The organism is Limosilactobacillus ingluviei DSM 15946 (genome assembly GCF_001435775.1).
In the GTDB taxonomy this organism is placed as follows: Bacteria; Bacillota; Bacilli; order Lactobacillales; family Lactobacillaceae; genus Limosilactobacillus; species Limosilactobacillus ingluviei.
Map to the genome: position 1 here is coordinate 1 of NZ_AZFK01000084.1, position 18,649 is coordinate 18,649.

The 18,649-nt window shown below is 55.1% G+C and carries 21 protein-coding genes; 18 read left to right on the plus strand and 3 right to left on the minus strand.

Translation table 11 applies throughout. The annotated features are described in order from the left end of the window. Window positions 1-195: 195 nt before the first annotated feature. Together FC43_RS09255 and FC43_RS09260 are read right to left on the minus strand one after the other, a co-directional pair. Window positions 196-1,188: a LacI family DNA-binding transcriptional regulator gene (locus tag FC43_RS09255; RefSeq protein ID WP_056955462.1), complete on the minus strand. Its 993-nt coding sequence runs from the start codon at window positions 1,186-1,188 to the stop codon at window positions 196-198. Between the two features lie 102 nt (window positions 1,189-1,290). Beyond that, on the minus strand, window positions 1,291-1,962 hold the full coding sequence (locus FC43_RS09260) for a M57 family metalloprotease (protein WP_056955463.1): 672 nt from the start codon (window positions 1,960-1,962) through the stop codon (window positions 1,291-1,293). 122 nt (window positions 1,963-2,084) lie between these two features. Here FC43_RS09260 and tpiA point away from each other — a divergent pair, with 122 nt between their 5' ends. Continuing rightward, entirely contained in the window at window positions 2,085-2,888 is an 804-nt protein-coding gene (tpiA, locus tag FC43_RS09265; RefSeq protein ID WP_056955464.1) for a triose-phosphate isomerase, read from the plus strand. A gap of 28 nt (window positions 2,889-2,916) precedes the next feature. After that, window positions 2,917-4,035, plus strand: a complete 1,119-nt coding sequence (gene wecB / locus FC43_RS09270; protein ID WP_156648384.1) for a non-hydrolyzing UDP-N-acetylglucosamine 2-epimerase — start codon at window positions 2,917-2,919, stop codon at window positions 4,033-4,035. 31 nt (window positions 4,036-4,066) lie between these two features. On the opposite strand, the gene thrC is transcribed toward wecB, so the two are convergent. Then, entirely contained in the window at window positions 4,067-5,548 is a 1,482-nt protein-coding gene (gene thrC / locus FC43_RS09275; protein WP_056955466.1) for a threonine synthase, read from the minus strand. A gap of 139 nt (window positions 5,549-5,687) precedes the next feature. On the opposite strand from thrC, the gene FC43_RS09280 reads away from it, so the two are divergent. From FC43_RS09280 to FC43_RS09355, 16 genes are all read left to right on the plus strand, one after another. Beyond that, entirely contained in the window at window positions 5,688-6,965 is a 1,278-nt protein-coding gene (locus FC43_RS09280; protein WP_056955467.1) for a homoserine dehydrogenase, read from the plus strand. Between the two features lie 14 nt (window positions 6,966-6,979). After that, window positions 6,980-7,843 (plus strand): homoserine kinase, encoded by an 864-nt coding sequence (thrB, locus tag FC43_RS09285; protein ID WP_056955468.1) that lies wholly within the window; start codon window positions 6,980-6,982, stop codon window positions 7,841-7,843. Window positions 7,844-8,134: 291 nt separating this feature from the next. Then, window positions 8,135-8,581: a 3-hydroxyacyl-ACP dehydratase FabZ gene (gene fabZ, locus FC43_RS09290; protein WP_019205962.1), complete on the plus strand. Its 447-nt coding sequence runs from the start codon at window positions 8,135-8,137 to the stop codon at window positions 8,579-8,581. 74 nt (window positions 8,582-8,655) lie between these two features. Continuing rightward, window positions 8,656-9,102, plus strand: coding sequence for a MarR family winged helix-turn-helix transcriptional regulator (locus tag FC43_RS09295; RefSeq protein WP_019205961.1), 447 nt, complete (start codon window positions 8,656-8,658; stop codon window positions 9,100-9,102). A gap of 1 nt (window position 9,103) precedes the next feature. Then, window positions 9,104-10,081, plus strand: a complete 978-nt coding sequence (locus FC43_RS09300; RefSeq protein ID WP_056955469.1) for a beta-ketoacyl-ACP synthase III — start codon at window positions 9,104-9,106, stop codon at window positions 10,079-10,081. A gap of 35 nt (window positions 10,082-10,116) precedes the next feature. After that, window positions 10,117-10,359: an acyl carrier protein gene (locus FC43_RS09305; RefSeq protein WP_019205959.1), complete on the plus strand. Its 243-nt coding sequence runs from the start codon at window positions 10,117-10,119 to the stop codon at window positions 10,357-10,359. After that, window positions 10,359-11,306 (plus strand): ACP S-malonyltransferase, encoded by a 948-nt coding sequence (locus FC43_RS09310; RefSeq protein WP_056955470.1) that lies wholly within the window; start codon window positions 10,359-10,361, stop codon window positions 11,304-11,306. The genes FC43_RS09305 and FC43_RS09310 overlap by 1 nt, the downstream gene beginning before the upstream one ends. Continuing rightward, window positions 11,290-12,012, plus strand: a complete 723-nt coding sequence (locus FC43_RS09315; RefSeq protein WP_019205957.1) for a 3-oxoacyl-ACP reductase family protein — start codon at window positions 11,290-11,292, stop codon at window positions 12,010-12,012. Before FC43_RS09310 ends, FC43_RS09315 begins: the two co-directional genes overlap by 17 nt. 58 nt (window positions 12,013-12,070) lie before the next feature. Then, the gene (gene fabF / locus FC43_RS09320; RefSeq protein WP_040469728.1) at window positions 12,071-13,300 is read left to right on the plus strand and encodes a beta-ketoacyl-ACP synthase II; all 1,230 of its coding nucleotides are present in this window, start codon (window positions 12,071-12,073) and stop codon (window positions 13,298-13,300) included. A gap of 2 nt (window positions 13,301-13,302) precedes the next feature. Beyond that, on the plus strand, window positions 13,303-13,740 hold the full coding sequence (accB, locus tag FC43_RS09325; RefSeq protein ID WP_056955471.1) for an acetyl-CoA carboxylase biotin carboxyl carrier protein: 438 nt from the start codon (window positions 13,303-13,305) through the stop codon (window positions 13,738-13,740). 19 nt (window positions 13,741-13,759) lie between these two features. Next, complete coding sequence (gene fabZ / locus FC43_RS09330) at window positions 13,760-14,191, plus strand: 3-hydroxyacyl-ACP dehydratase FabZ (protein WP_019205954.1); 432 nt, start codon at window positions 13,760-13,762, stop codon at window positions 14,189-14,191. 9 nt (window positions 14,192-14,200) lie between these two features. Further along, on the plus strand, window positions 14,201-15,577 hold the full coding sequence (accC, locus tag FC43_RS09335) for an acetyl-CoA carboxylase biotin carboxylase subunit (protein ID WP_056955472.1): 1,377 nt from the start codon (window positions 14,201-14,203) through the stop codon (window positions 15,575-15,577). Then, window positions 15,564-16,430, plus strand: a complete 867-nt coding sequence (locus FC43_RS09340) for an acetyl-CoA carboxylase carboxyltransferase subunit beta (RefSeq protein WP_056955473.1) — start codon at window positions 15,564-15,566, stop codon at window positions 16,428-16,430. Before accC ends, FC43_RS09340 begins: the two co-directional genes overlap by 14 nt. Beyond that, window positions 16,405-17,181 (plus strand): acetyl-CoA carboxylase carboxyltransferase subunit alpha, encoded by a 777-nt coding sequence (gene accA / locus FC43_RS09345; RefSeq protein ID WP_056955474.1) that lies wholly within the window; start codon window positions 16,405-16,407, stop codon window positions 17,179-17,181. Before FC43_RS09340 ends, accA begins: the two co-directional genes overlap by 26 nt. A gap of 35 nt (window positions 17,182-17,216) precedes the next feature. After that, window positions 17,217-17,981 (plus strand): enoyl-ACP reductase FabI, encoded by a 765-nt coding sequence (fabI, locus tag FC43_RS09350; RefSeq protein ID WP_056955475.1) that lies wholly within the window; start codon window positions 17,217-17,219, stop codon window positions 17,979-17,981. A gap of 89 nt (window positions 17,982-18,070) precedes the next feature. After that, on the plus strand, window positions 18,071-18,619 hold the full coding sequence (locus FC43_RS09355) for a biotin transporter BioY (RefSeq protein WP_056955476.1): 549 nt from the start codon (window positions 18,071-18,073) through the stop codon (window positions 18,617-18,619). Window positions 18,620-18,649 lie beyond the last annotated feature (30 nt).

Here is an 18,649-nt window from a genome sequence, read left to right on the forward strand (position 1 = left end):
GAAAGTAATAAGATTATCTGTTAAACCGGTTAAGCTTTTGATATAATTATTCATTGTAGACGGTCCTTTCTTTAGTTACTGAAGAGCGGGGGTCAGCCGTCTTCTTTTTTTGTACATACAAAACCCTAATTAATAAAAATGGTACTAACAGGATTTTACTCCCATCAGTACCAAATATTGTAGAACCGATTTGTGTTATGACAGAGTTTTCAAGGTTTGGCCAGTTTTTAAATTAACTGGCAGGACGGTCGAAGTCGGGGTGAATTTGCCGGCCATGCGGTCCGCCAACAGCTTAACGGCGTAGGTGGCCATTTGTTCAATCGGCTGGATGATCGTGGCCAGTTCCGGCACGAGTTCTTGGGTCGCTTGGGCCCCATCGTAGCCGATGATTTGCAAGTCGGCTGGGACCCGGTAGCCCCGGGCGCGCGCTAGACTAAGCAGGCGGGCGGCGTCAAGATCGTTGCTGGCAAAGATGCCATCGACCGCGGGGTGTTCATCAAATAAGCGTTCAAATCGCGCCGTTCGTTCGGCGGGCGGGCAGTCAAAAGCGGTGGTGTAAGTGATGGCCGGTAAATGGTGGTCGGCCATCACGGCTTGAAAGGCCTTTTCCCGCTGATTATCGTGCCAGTTGGAAGGGTTGGTCGTGTAGGTGTGAATAATGTGCTGACAGCCCCGCTGAATTAAGGCTTCGGTCGCCAGCTTGGCGCCCGCGTAGTTGTCGGAAGCCACGACCGGAATGTCAGCCCGCAAGAAGCGGTCGATCGCGACAATCGGCAAATTGGCGTGTTGGTATTCCTCCAGCTTATTATTATGCGTGGCGATGATCAGCCCATCGACTTGGTGGCCCATGAGTTGACTGAGGTAGCGCTCTTCTTTGGCGGTTTGGTTCAGAGCATCACTGATCAGTACCTTGTAGCCCCGCTGAAAAAGGGCGTCTTCGAGGTACATGGTTAATTCCCCAAAAAAGGGATTGGCCACGGAGGGGACTAAAATGCCAATTAAATTGGTGCGTTGGGTATGCAATTGTTGCGCGATCACGTTGGGGTGGTAGTTGAGCTGGGCCATTGCGGCTTCGACTTTATCGATGGTCTTTTGGCTCAGGGAGCCGCGCCGGTTAATGACCCGGGAAACCGTGGTTTTTGAAACCCCGGCTAAAGCCGCCACGTCTTCAAGCTTCAGCTTCTTCATAATTAAATTCCGTCCTTTATGCAAAATCCTTTTTATTATAACATGATTAATCATTATCCAAAGCAAAAATCCCGCTCCCCTGGTTGGGAACGGGAGGTCAGCTTATTGCTTGGCGGCCGGTTGGTAAAGCTTTTGTACGGCTGCCACGTCCGCGGGTTGAATTGAGTAGTTGGACCCGGCCGGTTGCATGACGGAAATTTGGCCGGTGTGGCTCAGCCCGATCGCGTGGCCGAGTTCGTGTTCAGCGGTATTAACGATCCGTTCATGGGTGTAGCCGTATGCCGGATTCAGCAGGTAGGCGGCGTTTAAGTAGACGTGGCCGCGGATGAAGTAACCCGTCGTCGTATTCACGGCCATGTCGGTCAAGCCAGCGGCTTGGTCATCCGTTTTATCCATGGTGGTGGCAATTAAATTGGCCTGACTTTTTTGGTTGACGATCTTAAAGGTGAAACAGCCGGTCGCGTTCCACGTCAGGATGGCTTCTTTCATTGCCGTTTGCAGGGTTTCATTTTGCATGTCTAAATAGATGGTAGCTTGATTAGTGGTCCACTGGCCACTGTCGGCGCCGTTGATGTCATTATGGGTGGCCTTGGCAGCTTGGTGGGTGGTTTTTTGCCCCGTCAAGCGCCGCCCCAGATTTGTCACGGCCTGTTGGGCTTGGGTCGCGGTGAGGTTAACCCGGTTTTGAAAGGGTTGATTGGTTTGGTAAAACCAAATGCCACCGCTAAACAGCAGAGTGTAAAAGAGGACGGTGACAAAGCGGTGAAATCGCATGGGGGCACTTCCCTTCAAAGAATTTGAAACCGATTTCAAAAGAAGAAGCCGGTCCTTGCCTATTTATGATACACTGGACGTACGAGAATTTGTAACTTTTTATCTGAAATGGAGGCACTAGGATGCGAAAGCCTTTTATTGCGGCGAATTGGAAGATGCACAAGACGGTCGAAGATGCCGTTAAGTTTGTCGAAGAAGTGCAACACCGCTTACCAAGTGAAGATGTTTTAACTTGCGGGATTGCGGCGCACTTTTTAGCCCTGTACCCGATGGTGCAAAAGACCAAGGGGATCAAACTCGGCGTGATTGCCCAAAATTCCTACGGTGAATTTTCGGGGCCCTACACCGGCGAAGTCAGTCCGCGGGCCTTGGCGGCGGCCGGTGTCCAATACGTGATGTGTGGTCACATTGAACGGCGAACCCTGTTTCACGAAGATAATGCCATGGTGGCTAAAAAGGTGGCGGCGGTTTTGCAATGCGGGATGACGCCCATTATCTGTACTGACGAAACGATGGTCCAACAGGAATTCAACGGTGAGGTTCACTATGTCTTTGCCCAACTGATGGATGTTTTGAGTGAGGTTTCTTTTGATCAAGTGAAAAATATCATCATTTCCTACGAACCAAGTTGGGCCGTCGGGGTGGGGCAACACGCCAACCCGACCCTGGCCGAAGAAGGGTGTCGCTTGATCCGGCGCAGCATTGCGGATACCTACTCCTATGAGGTAGCCGATAAGATTCGGATCCTGTACGGGGGGAGCGTGAACCCCGAAAACATCCAGTTAATCATGAGCAAGCGTGATATTGATGGGGTTTTGATCGGGCGGGCCAGCCTGGATGCTGATAACTTCCTGACGATGGTCGACCGCGTCGCGGAACTCTACGCGCCCCAGAAATCAACTGCCAAGCAGCCGGCTAAAAAATAAACCAGGCCCCAAGAAAGGAGGGGGGATGATGACAAAATTGAAAGTAATGATCCCCCTGAGTACACGGGCGGGGGTGATCAAGTTTGCCCCAGTGATTCAATTAATGCAACAAGCACCCCAGGATTTTGAGCCGGTAATTGTGGTGGCTTCGCAACAATACCAACAATTGCACACGGTGCTAGCGGATTTTGCCTTAACCGCGGATTTTGAATTGGCCGTTAATCCAGCCGAACTGCGGGGGCGCCCGGACGAGTTGAGTCGCTTGGTGCACCACTTGCAGACAGTGGTGAATGCGGCCCAGCCGGCCTTAATTTTAACTTTAGGGGACTCGCTGGCGACCCTGGCCGCCAGTCTGGTCGGGTTTTATAACCGGCTCCCGGTGGCTCACGTGGAGGCGGGCTTGCGGACCTTTGATAAAGCCGAGCCCTTTCCGGACGAAATGCACCGTCAGCTCACGGACACCTTGGCGGATCTGTACCTGGCGCCCACCGCTGCGGCCAAGGAAAACCTCTTGTTTGAGCACCGGGCGGAAGCCCAAATCGTGGTGACGGGGAATCCAATTGTCGACGTGGTAAAGCAATGCTACCAAGCCGATTACACCAGTCCCTTGCTAACTCAGTTGCCACCCCAGCGGCGCTTGTTGCTACTGACCATTGGGCGGGTAGAAAATACCGGTCTGCCCCTGGAAGGAATTTTGCGGACGATGCGCGATGTGGTGGAAACCAATCCCGACGTGGAATTGTTGTGCCCGATGGCCTTGGATTCGCGGGGCTTTCCCTTGGCCCAGCGGCTCTTGGCCAACCGGGCGCGGATTCACCTAGTACCTTTGCTGGCCCTGCGTGATTTTATCAATACGGCGGCCCGCAGTTACTTGATCGTGACCGATTCGGCGGGGACGGTCGAAGAAGCCTCGGTCTTTCACCGGCCGGTCTTATTGTTGCGCCAAAATACTGAGCGGCCCGAAGCCCTCTTTGCCCAAACCACCCGGGTGGTTGGGACCGACCCGACCAGTTTGCAACAAGCGGTCTTTGAGCTTTTGCACGACAAGCGGGCCTACCGGGCCATGCAAAATGAAGATGAGGCTCTCTTTGGTGACGGACACGCTGCCGAACGGATCTTAGCCGCCCTACAACAGCATTACGGATAGCATAAAGCCCCCGGGGATCCGGGGGCTTTGCTTATCCTTGTAGGATTTGTTGAACAATGGCTTTCATGTCGGCCGGGGCGACCTCGGCTTGGGATTGGGGCTGATTGGTGAAGAGTTCTTGCACCCCCGCGGTGAGGGGGGCGGCATCAAATTCGGCCAGTTGTTTGATCGCCGTTAACCCGGAGCTGACCGGGGCCGGGCTGATGGCATCCAACACCGTTTCGGGGAACTTGTACGGGCTGGCCGTTGCCAAGACCACGCACGGCCGCTGGTCGCCGGTGACTTGTTGGTATTGGCGGGCCACGAACGATCCCACGGCGGTGTGCGGATCAATCAGGTAATTATCAGCGTCAAAGACCCGCTTGATTTCGGCTTGCAGCTGCATGGGGGTGGCATAACCAGCGGCAAAAGTTGTTGTTAAACGCTGATGCACCTCAGCTGGCACGGTATAGTGACCGGTGGTTTGCAATTGGTTCATCAGTTGAGCCACCAGATCGGCGTCGTGGTCGCTGACGTCGAACAGCAAGCGTTCTAAGTTAGAGGAGACCAAAATGTCCATGGATGGTGAATTCGTGACGTAAAATTCGCGGCGCTTATCGTAGGTCCCAGTGGCAAAAAAGTCGGTTAAGACATTGTTGGCATTGGAAGCACAAATCAGCTTCCCGACCGGCAGCCCCAATTTTTTCGCGTAGTACCCAGCTAGGATGTCACCGAAGTTTCCAGTCGGGACGGCAAAGTTGACCAAGTCCCCGCTTTGAATTTCTTGGCGTTGCAATAATTGCCCGTAGGCGGCAAAGTAGTAGGCAATTTGCGGGATCAAGCGGCCAACGTTCATCGAGTTGGCGGACGAAAATTGTTGCTGGCGGGCAGCTAATTCGTGGGCCAGGGCGTAATCGCTAAAGAGCTGCTTGACCGTCGTCTGGGCTTGATCGAAGTTGCCAGTTACGGCGACGACATGCAGATTGCCCCCGGCTTGGCCTAGCATTTGAGCTTTTTGGACCGGGCTGATCCCGTCGCGCGGATAAAAGACGATCACTTGCGTGCCGGCCACGTTTTGAAAGCCGCGCAGGGCTGCCGTACCGGTATCGCCAGAGGTGGCCGTTAAAATGATCGTTTCGCTGTCTTCCCCGGTTTGGACCTTGGCTAGTTGCAGCAGTTGCGGTAAGGCCTGCAAGGCCACGTCCTTGAAGGCGAGAGTCGGGCCGTGGAACAGTTCTAAATAATAGTTGCCCCCGTGGCGCGCGGAAAGCGGGGTAATTTGTTGGGCATCCCATTGCGTACCATAAGCGCGCTGCACGGCCCCCGGCAAGGCGGCTAAATCGGGGAAAAACCAGGTTAAAACTTGCTGGGCAATGGCCTGGTAGGGCTGGGTGGTAAACGGAGCTAAATCATAGCTGGGCTGGGGAAACGTGCTGGGGACAAAGAGGCCACCATCCGGGGCCAAGCCCTTGATAATGGCAGCTGCGCTCGTTACGGGCTGGGCTTGCGGGTCACGGGTACTGCGGTAATTCATTTGATAGATCCTCCTTGGGCCAATTTTTCTGGTTACTTTTGCTTTATTATACCCCATTTGGCCAGGTTTCTGTGGTAAACTTTAAAAAATGATGAGAAGAAATTAATTGTAATTTTAAAGAAAGGACGGGGAAGACAGGATGGAGGAAATTAAATTAGGGATGGTTGGCCTCGGCACGGTCGGCAGTGGAGTGTTGGAAATGGTCCAAAAGCACGCGGCGAAGATTTCCGCGGTGACGGGGCGCAAATTGGCCTTAAAGACGGTGGTCGTGCGTAATTTGGCCAAACACGCGGCGGTCGCCCAGCAGGTGTACCTGACGACGGATCTGAATGAAATCTTAACGGACCCCGAAATTCAAATCGTGGTGGAAGTCATGGGCGGAATTCACCCCGCCAAGGAAGTGATTACCCAGTTATTAACCGCCCATAAGCATGTGGTGACGGCCAATAAGGATTTGATTGCCACGGAAGGGGCCGAATTGATTGAGTTGGCGCGCGCCAATCACTGTGACCTCTTGTACGAAGCCAGTGTGGCCGGGGGGATCCCGATTTTGCGGACGATTGCCGACAGTTTTGCCGCTGACCAGATTACTGAGGTGAAGGGGATTGTCAACGGGACGACCAATTACATTTTGACCCAGATGGCCCAACAACATTGGTCATACGAACAGGCCCTGCAAAAAGCCCAGGAATTGGGCTTTGCCGAAGCCGATCCGACCAACGATGTCAAGGGCAAGGATGCCGCCTACAAGATGGTGATCCTCAGCCAGTTCTCCTTTGGGACCCGGGTCCCAGTGGCGGCCGTGGCAACCGAAGGAATCGACCAGGTGGCTGCCCAAGACGTGGCGCAAGCGGCGGCCTTTGGCTATACGATTAAACTGGTGGGGGTAGCCCGCTTAGCCGGGGACGGTTTGTTTGTTGAGGTTGCGCCGGCCCTGGTAAACCGCCACCACCCCTTAGCTGAAGTCAATAATGAGAATAACGCGGTGATGGTCAGGGGCCAAGCCGTCGGTGATACGCTCTTTTACGGTCCCGGGGCCGGGGGCTTGCCGACGGCGAATAGTGTCTTATCCGACATTACCACGGTCATGAAGAATATGATTTTAAAGACAAACGGCAATTCCTTTAACCGCTATTCTAAGCAATTGACCTTAGCGGAGTCAGCGGCGGTGAAGGACCGCTATTACTTGGCGTTGACTTTGCCGGACCAACCCGGGGAAATGCAAAAACTGACCACGGAGATGGCCAAACTCAACGCCAGCTTCTCACAGATCGTGCAACAAGCCGGCCAGAATGGCCAAGCCCGGGTGATGATCATTACCCACGAAATGAGCAAGGCGCAATTGGCCCAATTGCAAGCCGCCCTGGCGGCCTTGAAGACCGCTACGTTGCACTGTGCTTACCGGGTAATTGAGTAAAGGGGACGATGGCAATGCAAATTAAGGTACCAGCTTCTTCAGCTAATCTGGGGCCGGGCTTTGATTCAATTGGCCTGGCGGTCGATCGGTACTTAAAAGTAACGGTCTTAGAACCGACTGAGACGTGGGCGGTGGACCATGACTTGCCTCAGGTCAGCCATGGGGCGACAAACATGATTGTGCAAGCTGCGTTGCAACTAACGCCCGCCTTGCCCCCGCACCATCTCTTGGTGCAAAATGAAATTCCGCTTTCCCACGGCCTCGGCTCGTCTTCTGCAGCGATTGTGGCCGGAATCGAATTGGCCAATCAGCTGGCCGACCTCCAACTGACCCCGCTGGCTAAAGTTCAGCATGCGGCCAGATTAGAGGGACACCCGGATAATGTGGCCCCGGCTATTTTAGGCGGGGTGGTCGTTGGCACCAGTCTGGCCGAAAAATTTGTGGCTGTTCAGGCCCCGGTACCGCCGGTAGCCTTAGTGGCCTACATCCCGAAGTACAACTTGGCTACGAAGGCGGCTCGGGCGGCCTTGCCAGCGCACTTAGCTTTTGGCGTGGCCACACATGCCAGTGCGATTGCTAATACTTTAGTGGCGGCGTTGTTTGCCCAGCGTTATGATTTAGTGGGGCCCTTGATGGAGGCTGATCAATTCCACGAACCGTCCCGGGCGGCATTGGTGCCAGAGTTGGCCCAGTTGCGTGAAATTGGCCACCAAGTTGGCGCGGTGGCGACCTACCTCAGTGGGGCCGGGCCAACCGTGATGACCCTGTTGAAACCGACCCGGGTGGCGGCCTTTCAAAATCATGTGCGACAAGCAGGCTTGCCGGGCCAGGTCTGGCAGTTGCAAGTCGACCAAACTGGGGTCCAAGTAGTGAATTAAAAAGTGAAAAATCAGGGGCTGGAAGAAGGCAAGGCTTTTTTCCAGCCTTTTTAGCTGCCCCAAAAGCAAAAAAATTTTTTCAGCCGTGCCCGCCAATTTTCTGAAAACGTAGAAGGGTTAATATTCATATTACTTTCACCTGATAGTTTGAACCTTCAAAATATTGATAAATCAGGTTTTGATTAATAAAAAATCGCCAAATTAGTTTGACAACCAAAATACTTTTTGCATATAATTCGACCATCGGATATTTTGATACTCGAAATACTTTTGCGAAGTGAGGTGCAAGCTGTGCCAGTGATGACAGCCCAAGAAGTGATGGACTTGATTCCCAATCGGTATCCGATTTGTTATATCGATGCGGTTGAGGAATTGGTGGCCGATCAGCGCATCGTGGCCAAGAAAAACGTCACGATCAACGAACAATTCTTTCAAGGGCATTTTCCCGATAATCCGGTTATGCCAGGGGTTTTGATCATTGAGACCCTCGCCCAAGCGGCGTCGATTTTAATCCTCAAGTCGCCCCAATTTTATAAAAAGACCGCCTACCTCGGTGCGATTCACAACGCCCGGTTCCGGCAGATGGTCCGGCCGGGCGATGTGTTGACTTTGACGATTGAAATGGAAAAGGTCCGGGCCAACATGGGAATGGTCGATGCCGTTGCGACAGTGGCCGGGCAGCGGGTCTGCACGGCCAAGTTGGTCTTTTTTGTTGCCGAGCGGCAAGCCAAGCTTTAGCGGCGGTTCGGTTTATAATGTATTTTGGAAATCAAATTATTTGAGCAATCAAAGAATTGAAAGGGGAATGCATTATGAACGAAAGTCGGGACTACCAAGCGATCAATCAAGCGTTGATCAAAGTTTACAGTGGGATCATGTGGATTGAAGAACATGAATTGCGCAAGAGTACCTTCGCCGATTTGACGATTAAGGAAATGCACGCAATTGATGCCATCAGCATGTACGACCACCAAACGGCCTCTGCGGTCGCGAAGAAATTACACTTAACGCCGGGGACGATGACGGCCACGGCCGATCGCTTGACTAAAAAAGGTTATGTCAAACGGGTGCGTGACGAGCAAGATCGGCGGATTGTGCGCTTGTATTTGACCAAGAAGGGCCGCGTCCTCTACCGGGCGCACCGGGCCTTTCACAATATGATGGTGGCCCAATTTTTGGATGGAATGACCGATGAAGAAATGAAGACCGTGCGCAAAGCGTTACGAAACTTGGAAAACTTTGTTGATGAACATGCCTAACATGACAGCACAAAATTTACGAATTGTCGCCACCGGTCGCGCTACCCCACAGCGGGTGGTCACCAACCAAGCGTTAACGGCCTGGTTGGATACCAGTGACGAATGGATTACCACGCGGACCGGGATTGCCCAGCGCTACATCAGTACGGGCGAAACCACGGTCGACTTAGCCACGCAAGCCGCGCAGCAGGCCTTAGGGCGCGCCAAGTGGGCGGCGGCGACGTTGGATTTGATTATTGTGGCCACGATGACGCCTGCGACTTTGATGCCTTCCACGGCGGCCGCCGTGCAGGGGCGCTTAAAGGCGGGGCGGGCGACGGGCTTTGATTTATCGGCGGCCTGTGCGGGGTTTATCACCGCCATGACGGTGGCCAATCAAATGATGGTCAATCCGGCCTTTCAGCGGGTCCTGGTGATCGGGGCCGATACGATGTCCACCCTAGTGGACTGGCACGATCGCGCCACGGCCGTCTTATTTGGCGACGGGGCGGGGGCCGTCTTGCTCGAGCGGACCCCGGCGGCCGGGTCGTGGGGAATGTGCTTGACTACGGATGGTGAGTTGGGTGCGCAACTAACGGCCGGAAAGCAACAAGGCTCCTTGGCTCCCTTACCCCATCCGTTGCCGACCCTGGCCCCGCTGACAATGAATGGTCGGGCGGTCTACAAATTTGCGACCCATCGCGTGCCTGAAGCGATTGAACAAGCGTTGGCCCAGGCCGGTGTAACTAAAGCCCAAATTGACCATTTCTTGTTGCACCAGGCCAACGCCCGGATTATTGCCCAAGTCGCCAAGCGCTTGGGGCAGCCGGCGGCCAAGTTCCCGTTGAATATCGACCGCTATGGCAACACCGCAGCCGCCAGCGAACCCATCTTGTTGGATGAATGTATCCAAACGAGGCGTTTGCTGCGGGGGGACCGCTTAGTCTTGAGCGGCTTTGGTGGTGGGCTGAGTACCGCGACGATTGTAATGCAGTATTAAAAAATTAAAACAGTAACCAATTGGAGGAAATTAAGATGACGAAAGAAGAAATTTTTGCAACGGTTCAAGCAATTGCGGCTGAAGAATTGGACATTGACCAAGCCAAGGTAACCTTGGATGCCAAGATCAAGGACGATTTAAACGCCGATTCCCTCGACGTCTTTGAAATCATGAACGAATTGGAAGACAAGTTTGAAATTGAATTGGACGTGGACGAAGGGGTCACGACGATCCAAGACGTGGTCGACTTTGTGGCCAAGCAATTAGCGGCGAAGTAATGAAGACGGCGCTTTTATTTAGTGGCCAAGGCGCCCAGCAAAAGGGAATGGGGATCGACCTGATGGCAGATCCCCTTTTTGCTAGCACGATTCAAGCCGCCAGCACGGCGACGGGGTTAGACCTGGTCAAAATCATGCAGGACAAAGCCGACGAGTTGGCCCAAACCAAAAACGTGCAGCCCGCCCTTGTGGCAGTCAGCCTAGGGTTGTACCGGATGCTCAAGCGCGATACGAACTTGGCGGTGGCTGGGATGATCGGTTTGTCGCTGGGTGAATACGCCGCGCTTTTGGCCAGTGGCGGTTTGGCATTTACCAGCGGACTGGCCCTGTTGGCGGCGCGGGGGCGGTACATGCAAGCCGTTGCCGACACGACCCCGTCGGCGATGGCGGCCCTGCTAAAGCCGGATGTCAAGGCCGTGGCCGCCCTATGTGAGGAAATTAGCGCGACGGGCGAACTGGTGGCAATCGCCAATTATAATACCCACAAACAAGTCGTGATTGGTGGGACCACGGCAGGTGTGGCCCAAGCCGTAACCGCGATTAAAGCGGCCCACGCGGCCAGTCGGGTGATCCCCTTGGCGGTCAGCGGGGCCTTTCACACCGCCCTGTTTGCGCCGGCTGGTCGCCAATTGGCGCCAAAGTTGGCCGCGACCCCGGTGTCGGACCCGCAAGTGCCAGTTATCAGTAATACGACGGGGCAACCCTTTGAAGCGGCCACCATGCGGGAGGTATTGGCCCGCCAATTAGCGGTACCGACGCACTTTGGCACCGGGTTGCAAAGTTTGGTCGCACAAACGGGGGCGCAAGCGACGTTGGAACTGGGGCCGGGCAAGACGTTAACGAGTTTTGCCAAGGTGGAAGTTCCCCAATTGGCCCACTACCACATCAGTAATTTGACGGAATATGAAGCATTTGTCACGGAGGTTGCGAATGGAACTGCAAAATAAAGTCGCCTTAATTACCGGGAGTACCCGGGGGATCGGCCTGGCGATTGCTCAGGAATTTTTGGCGGCGGGCGCCAAGGTCATTTTAAACGGGCGGGGGGACTTACCCGCTGAAGTCGCCGCCAACTTGTCCGGTGATTTTCAATACGTCGCCGGTGACTTGGGGACGGATGAAGGGATCGCGCAGGTCGCCCACGCGGCCCTGGCCGCCTACGGGCAGATTGATATTTTGGTTAACAACGCTGGGATTACCCGCGACAAATTGTTGCTCGGGATGAAGCCGGCGGACTTTGACGCCGTCTTAGCCGTTGATTTGCGGGCGCCAATGCTCTTGACCCAACTGGTCTTTAAAAAGATGCTCAAACAGCGGGCCGGCGTCGTGATTAATTTAGCCAGTGTCGTCGGCCTGCACGGTAACGCGGGCCAAGCCAATTATGCGGCGGCCAAGGCCGGGTTGGTCGGCTTTACCAAGACTTTAGCGCGGGAAGGGGCCGCACGGGGGGTGCGGGCGAACGCGATTGCTCCGGGCATGATTGACAGTGCGATGACCCAGGCCTTGAGTGAAAAGATTCAAGCTCAGCTGATCGCCGAAATTCCGCTCCACCGCTTGGGTCAACCGAACGAAATTGCCCACGCGGCCCGCTTCTTGGTCGAAAATGATTACGTGACCGGACAAACCATGGTCGTTGACGGTGGCATGACGATGTAACGGGCCGCCCGTCAGGAATGAGCAGGTTGAAACAAAGTAAAGGGATGAACAAGCAGAAATGACAAGAGTTGTGATTACCGGATTGGGGGCAATTGCCCCAAACGGAAATGGTTATGAAACCTTTGTAGCAAATACCCTGGCCGGTAAGATTGGGATTAAGCCAATTACCAAGTTTGATGCCCACGCTACGGGAATCAGCGTGGCGGGGGAAATTAATGATTTTGACCCGCAAGCCGTTGTCGGCAAAAAGGCGGCCAAGCGGATGGATCTGTACTCGCAATACGCCGTGCAAACCGCCGAACAAGCGATGGCCATGGCCAAGATCACGCCCGCCAACACCCGTCCGGAAGACCTCGGGGTGATCTATGGTTCGGGGATTGGGGGCTTAACCACGATTCAAGACCAAATTATCAAGATGCACGAAAAGGGGCCCAAGCGGGTGTCGCCCATGTTTGTTCCGATGGCGATTGCCAACATGGCGGCCGGGAACCTCTCGATTCGCTTTCAAGCTCAAAACATCAGTACGTCAATCGTGACCGCGTGTGCCAGTGCTACCAATTCGATTGGGGAAGCCTTCCGCCACATTAAGGCCGGCCACGCCCAAGTTATGATCACCGGTGGGGCCGAAGCTTCCGTCAATGAAATCGGGATTGCGGGCTTTGCGGCCTTGACGGCGCTCTCGCCGACCAGCGACCCGACCCAGGCGTCGCGGCCGTTTGACCAGGCGCGCAATGGGTTTGTCCTTGGTGAAGGGGCGGGGACGTTGGTCCTGGAAGCCTTGGATCACGCCCAAGCCCGGGGAGCGCAGATTTTAGGGGAAGTTGTCGGCTACGGGACGACCTCGGATGCCTACCACATCACTTCGCCAGATCCAGCCGGAACCCAAGCCGCTCGGGCGATGACCTTGGCCATGCAAGAAGCCGGGCTGACCCCTGAAGACATTGATTACATCAATGCCCACGGGACGGCAACGGCCGCCAACGATGCTGGTGAAGCCCAAGCCATTCGGCAGGTCTTTGGCGACCATGACGTCTTGGTCAGTTCGACCAAGGGGATGACCGGTCACCTGTTGGGTGCGGCCGGGGCGGTTGAAGCCGTGATTACGGCGGCCGCTTTGCAAAAGGGCATTTTGCCGCCTAACGTTGGTTGCCAACACCAAGATCCGGCCTGCCCGGTTACCTTGGTCACGAAACACAACCAACACCACCCGAGTCGCTATGCCTTGAGCAACTCCTTCGGCTTTGGTGGTCACAATGCCGTTATCGCCTTTAAACGTTGGGAGGGATGAAAATGGAACTAACTGCGGTCCAAAAGTTAATGGAACAATTTGAAGATTCCACCGCCCGCGAATTGGAACTGACGGATGGCGACTTTCACTTGCGCTTAAGCAAGAATCGGACGGCTAAGGCCAGCCCGGCGCCAGTTGAAGCTACGCCCAGCCCGGCGCCGGCGGCCCCTGCGCCCACCTCAGCTGCCCCCCAAGCGGCGGAGGTGGCGCAGACGATCAAAGCGCCCTTAGTGGGAACGGTCTATTTGCAGCCCAAACCGGGCGCTAAGCCGTACCTCCAAGTCGGCCAGCAGGTAAATGCAGGCGACGTGGTGTGCGTGATCGAAGCGATGAAGATGATGACCGAGGTCAAAAGCCAGGTCGCCGGCACCGTCAAAGCAGTGCTGGTCGAAGACGAACAGTTGGTGGAAGTTGATCAGCCACTGTTTACGGTTGAATAAGTAAAGGGTGAAAAAAGCGATGTTAACAGATTTAGATGTCAACCAAATTCAAGCCATTTTACCCCACCGGTACCCAATGTTATTGATTGACCACGTTGATCAAGTCATTCCCGGGAAAATGGCGCTTGCCAAGCGGAACGTGACCGTCAATGAGGAAGTCTTTAACGGCCATTTCCCCCACAACCCGGTCTTGCCCGGGGCGTTAATCGTGGAGTCTTTGGCCCAGACCGGGGCGGTGGCCCTGCTCAGCCAACCGGAATTTAAGGGCAAAACCGCCTATTTCGGGGGAATTAAGAGCGCGGAATTTCGCCGCGTGGTGCGCCCCGGGGATCAAATGAGCTTAAAAGTAGAATTGGAAAAAGTCAAAGGCCACATTGGGGTCGGCAAAGGAGTCGCGACCGTCGACGGCCAGCGGGCTTGCACGGCAGAACTAACCTTTATGATTGGGTAGGTGAACGGCATGTTTAAGAAGGTATTAGTGGCGAACCGGGGTGAAATCGCGGTCCGCATCATCCGGACCTTAAAGGAAATGGGAATCACGGCCGTGGCGATTTATTCAACTGCGGATCGCGATAGTCTGCACGTACAATTGGCGGATGAAGCGGTTTGTGTGGGGGGACCACGGACCAAGGATTCCTACTTGAACATGAAAAATATCCTGGCCGCGGCCGTGGGGACGGGCGCTGAAGCGATCCACCCCGGCTATGGTTTTCTCTCGGAGAATGCGGAATTTGCCCGCTTGTGCGAAGCTTGCGGGATCACCTTTATTGGGCCGCGCCCGGCGACAATTGATCTGATGGGGAATAAAGAACACGCCCGTGAACAGATGAAAAAAGCCGGGGTCCCGGTGATTCCCGGCAGTGATGGTTACGTTAACCGCGTGACGGATGCCCATTTGATTGCCAAACAGCTCGGCTATCCGGTCCTGCTGAAAGCGGCGGCCGGTGGCGGGGGCAAGGGGATTCGCCGGGTTGCCTCCCCAGCCGAGCTCCAGGAAGTCTTTGCCCAGGCCCAGCAAGAAGCGCGGGTTTCCTTTGGGGATGATCGGATGTATTTGGAAAAGATCATGACCGACGTTAAACACATTGAAGTCCAGGTCTTTCGGGATCAAGCGGGCCACGTCCTCTACTTTCCGGAACGGGATTGTTCGGTCCAGCGCAATAAGCAAAAGGTGATTGAAGAAAGTCCGTGTCAGCTGGTGACGCCCGTCCAACGCCAAGCCCTGGGCGAGCTGGCCGTGAAAGCCGTCACGGCCTTGGATTATGTTAATACCGGGACGCTGGAATTTCTGATGGATCGGGCCCATCATTTTTACTTTATGGAAATGAATACCCGAATCCAAGTAGAACACACGATTACGGAAATGGTGACCGGCCTGGATTTGGTGAAAATGCAGGTTCAAGTCGCCGCCGGGGCTGATTTGCCGGTGCGCCAAGCCCAGGTGCAAATGCAAGGGCACGCGCTTGAATGCCGGATCAACGCCGAAGACGTCCGTCATCACTTTCGGCCGAGCACGGGGGTTGTCGAGGACCTCTATTTGCCGGTCGGCAACTTAGGGACCCGGATCGATACCGCCCTTTACCCGGGGGCGATGATCAGTCCGTATTACGATTCGATGATTGCCAAGGTCGTCGCCTATGGTGAAGACCGTACCGCGGCGGTTGCCAAGATGCGGCGCTTGTTGCAGGAAATGGTGATTAGCGGGGTGGCGACCAACCAGGCCTTCCACTTGGCGATTTTACAAAATGCGGGCTGGCTAAGTGGCCAAGCCACCACTAATTTCTTGGAACAAACGGTCCTGCCGGCTTGGAAGGAGGAAAACGATGAAGCTCTATGAAAAAGCCAATACCTTAAGTGAGCGGGTCGTCAAAGTCGATCCCCAAGCCGACGAACGGGTCCCGGAGGGGATCTACCGGCGCTGCCCGCGGTGCCAAACCGTTTTTGCGGCCGCCCAAATGGATCAGTACCAAACTTGTCCGCAGTGTGAGTACGGTTTTCGCCTGGCCGCGGCCGCCCGGTTAGCGTGGCTGGTCGATACGGCGGAGCCCTTTGATCAGGATTTGCAGACCAAGGATCCCTTGGCCTTTCCGGGTTATCCGACTAAAGTCGCCCAGGCCCAGGCGCGCACCGGGTTGAATGATGCGGTTTGGACGGGGCAAGCGACGATTGCAGATACGACCTTTTATTTAGCGATCATGGATCCGACCTTTATCATGGGCTCGCTGGGCACGATCACCGGCGAAAAATTGACCCGCTTGATCGAGCGAGCGACGGCCCAGCGGCAGCCCGTGGTGATCTACACCGCCTCGGGGGGCGCCCGGATGCAAGAAGGGATTCATTCCCTGATGCAGATGCAAAAGGTGGCCGGGGCCTTGGCTCAGCACCACGCGGCCGGGTTACTGTCGATTGTCGTTTTAACCGATCCGACGACTGGTGGGGTGACGGCTAGTTTTGCGATGGAAGCCGATCTTACCCTGGCCGAACCGCGGTCACTGGTCGGCTTTGCCGGCCGGCGGGTGATTGAACAAACCACCCATGAGCAAATCGCCCACGACTTGCAACAAGCCGAAAATGTCCTGCGCCACGGTTTTATTGATCAAATCGTGCCGCGGGCCGAACAACGCACCGTCCTGGTGCAATTACTGAAGATGGGGGGACGCCAAGATGACGCAAACAATGACAGCTGCTGAGGTGGTCAAAGCCGCCCGCAGTGACCAGAAAGTCACGGGACCGGAGTTGATTAACGGCTTGGTAACGGACTTTTTTGAACTCCATGGTGACCGCTTGGGCAGTGATGACCCTGCCATCATTGGGGGGATCGGGCGGTTTCACGGGCAGCCGCTCACGGTAATCGCGACCAACCGGGGTGCCACGCCGGAAGAAAAAATGGCGACCCACTTTGGCTGTCCCAGTCCCGGAGGGTACCGTAAGGCGCGGCGCTTAATGGAACAGGCGGCGCACTTTCACCGCCCGGTCCTGTGTTTAGTTAATACCCCGGGCGCTTACCCGGGCCAAACGGCCGAAGAAAATGGCCAAGGGGCGGCGATCGCCCAAAATCTATTGACGCTCAGCCAATTACCAGTGCCGGTGCTGACCGTGATCTTTGGGGAAGGCGGCAGTGGCGGGGCCTTAGCTCTAGCCGGGGGCGATGAGGTCTGGATGTTGGCGCACAGCACTTATTCGATCTTGTCGCCAGAAGGCTTTGCTTCGATTTTGTGGAAGGATAGTCGCAAGGCCGATCAAGCGGCGGAACTCATGCAGCTGACGCCAACCGCCCTTAAGCAAGCAGGGATGATTGAAGGGATTATTCCCGAACCGCGCGACCACCAAAAAGTCATTGCCGCCATTGACAAAGTGATCGCCCCCCGCTTGCAAGCTTTACAGCAACTGACCGTCCCGGCCTTACTGGCCAAGCGGCAGCAACGCTACCGAAAATTTTAATGCAGTCAAATTTATTTTGAAGGGGTGAAAGAAAGATGGGAAAGTTATTAACGGGAAAGAAGATTTTGGTCATGGGGGTGGCCAACCAGCGCTCGATTGCCTGGGGGTGTGCCCAGGTGATGGCTGAACAAGGGGCGGAATTGATCTACACCTACCAAAACGAACGTATGAAGAAGAGTGTGGCGAAGCTGGTGACTGATGACACGCGCTTAGTTGAATGCGATGTCGCCAGCGATGAAAGTATTCAAACCGCCTTTGCCACGATCAAGGCCCGCTTTGGCCAGCTGGACGGGCTGGTGCACGCGATTGCCTACGCCAAAAAAGAGGAACTGGGGGGCTCAATTACCAACGTTACCCGGGCGGGCTATGCCCTGGCCCAAGATGTCTCGGCCTACTCCCTGTTGGCCGTGATGAAGGAAGCCGAGCGCCAGGCCCTGTTAAAGAATCCGGCCAGTGTCGTGACTTTGACTTACTTTGGCTCCGAGCGGGCGATCCCGAATTACAATGTGATGGGGGTGGCCAAGGCGGCCTTGGAAGCCAACGTGCGCTATTTGGCCCGCGATTTGGGGACCACGGGCATCCGGGTCAATGCGATTTCGGCCGGCGCCATGAAGACCTTGGCGGTGACGGGGATCAAGGGCCACAGCGACCTCTTGAAGGTTTCCCAAGAACGGACCGCGGATGGCAAGAGTGTCACCCTAGCCGAAATCGGGGGGACCTGTGCCTTCTTGATGAGTGATCTGTCAACGGGGCTCGTTGGGGACGTCATTTACGTTGATAAGGGCGTCCACTTAATTTAACGCTGGGGCTGGGGAGCCAGCCTTCTTTTTTATCCATCTTGTAACCCATTATGATAAGATGGGGTTACATAAGAAAGAGAGGAATTTTAATGATGCAATCAATGGCAATTAAAGAACTTACCCGAACGGCCCTGATGTTGGCCGTGATTATTGTGTTAGGCCTGTTTCCGGGGCTTCCGGTCGGCTTTTTGCCGGTCCCAATTGTCTTACAAAACTTTGGGATCATGTTGGCTGGAGAAGTCTTGGGGGCCAAGCAAGGCACCCTTGCGGCGGGCTTGTTTTTGGTTTTGGTGGCGCTGGGCTTTCCCTTCTTATCCGGTGGTCACGGGGGAATGGCCAGTCTCTTCGGGCCGACCGGGGGCGCTTTATTGGCGTGGGCCGTGGCACCGTTGGCGATTGGCTTGACCCTGCAGCACGCCTGGTTTACGGCGACGTGGTGGCGGGAATGGCTGGTCGTCCTCGTCTTTGGGGTGGGGCTGATTAACTTAGCCGAAGTGGTTTGGTTAGCCACCTTCTTCCACTTTGGTTTCGGTCAGGCCCTGGTAGCCGAGTTGGTCTTTTTACCGGGGGATGTGCTCAAGGCCATTTTGAGCGTGACCGTGGCCCGGCGCCTGCGGAAAATTTGGGCGGTGCGTTAAGCCTGTGGTAGACTAAAGCCAGCAAATGGG

What these genes read in the sequence shown, in the direction of transcription:
- FC43_RS09255 (WP_056955462.1), bottom strand. Translation starts at nt 1,188, where the DNA reads ATGAAGAAGCTGAAGCTTGAAGACGTGGCGGCTTTAGCCGGGGTTTCA.
- FC43_RS09260 (WP_056955463.1), bottom strand. Translation starts at nt 1,962, where the DNA reads ATGCGATTTCACCGCTTTGTCACCGTCCTCTTTTACACTCTGCTGTTT.
- tpiA (WP_056955464.1), top strand. Translation starts at nt 2,085, where the DNA reads ATGCGAAAGCCTTTTATTGCGGCGAATTGGAAGATGCACAAGACGGTC.
- wecB (WP_156648384.1), top strand. Translation starts at nt 2,917, where the DNA reads ATGACAAAATTGAAAGTAATGATCCCCCTGAGTACACGGGCGGGGGTG.
- thrC (WP_056955466.1), bottom strand. Translation starts at nt 5,548, where the DNA reads ATGAATTACCGCAGTACCCGTGACCCGCAAGCCCAGCCCGTAACGAGC.
- FC43_RS09280 (WP_056955467.1), top strand. Translation starts at nt 5,688, where the DNA reads ATGGAGGAAATTAAATTAGGGATGGTTGGCCTCGGCACGGTCGGCAGT.
- thrB (WP_056955468.1), top strand. Translation starts at nt 6,980, where the DNA reads ATGCAAATTAAGGTACCAGCTTCTTCAGCTAATCTGGGGCCGGGCTTT.
- FC43_RS09295 (WP_019205961.1), top strand. Translation starts at nt 8,656, where the DNA reads ATGAACGAAAGTCGGGACTACCAAGCGATCAATCAAGCGTTGATCAAA.
- FC43_RS09300 (WP_056955469.1), top strand. Translation starts at nt 9,104, where the DNA reads ATGACAGCACAAAATTTACGAATTGTCGCCACCGGTCGCGCTACCCCA.
- FC43_RS09305 (WP_019205959.1), top strand. Translation starts at nt 10,117, where the DNA reads ATGACGAAAGAAGAAATTTTTGCAACGGTTCAAGCAATTGCGGCTGAA.
- FC43_RS09310 (WP_056955470.1), top strand. Translation starts at nt 10,359, where the DNA reads ATGAAGACGGCGCTTTTATTTAGTGGCCAAGGCGCCCAGCAAAAGGGA.
- FC43_RS09315 (WP_019205957.1), top strand. Translation starts at nt 11,290, where the DNA reads ATGGAACTGCAAAATAAAGTCGCCTTAATTACCGGGAGTACCCGGGGG.
- fabF (WP_040469728.1), top strand. Translation starts at nt 12,071, where the DNA reads ATGACAAGAGTTGTGATTACCGGATTGGGGGCAATTGCCCCAAACGGA.
- accB (WP_056955471.1), top strand. Translation starts at nt 13,303, where the DNA reads ATGGAACTAACTGCGGTCCAAAAGTTAATGGAACAATTTGAAGATTCC.
- fabZ (WP_019205954.1), top strand. Translation starts at nt 13,760, where the DNA reads ATGTTAACAGATTTAGATGTCAACCAAATTCAAGCCATTTTACCCCAC.
- accC (WP_056955472.1), top strand. Translation starts at nt 14,201, where the DNA reads ATGTTTAAGAAGGTATTAGTGGCGAACCGGGGTGAAATCGCGGTCCGC.
- FC43_RS09340 (WP_056955473.1), top strand. Translation starts at nt 15,564, where the DNA reads ATGAAGCTCTATGAAAAAGCCAATACCTTAAGTGAGCGGGTCGTCAAA.
- accA (WP_056955474.1), top strand. Translation starts at nt 16,405, where the DNA reads ATGACGCAAACAATGACAGCTGCTGAGGTGGTCAAAGCCGCCCGCAGT.
- fabI (WP_056955475.1), top strand. Translation starts at nt 17,217, where the DNA reads ATGGGAAAGTTATTAACGGGAAAGAAGATTTTGGTCATGGGGGTGGCC.
- FC43_RS09355 (WP_056955476.1), top strand. Translation starts at nt 18,071, where the DNA reads ATGATGCAATCAATGGCAATTAAAGAACTTACCCGAACGGCCCTGATG.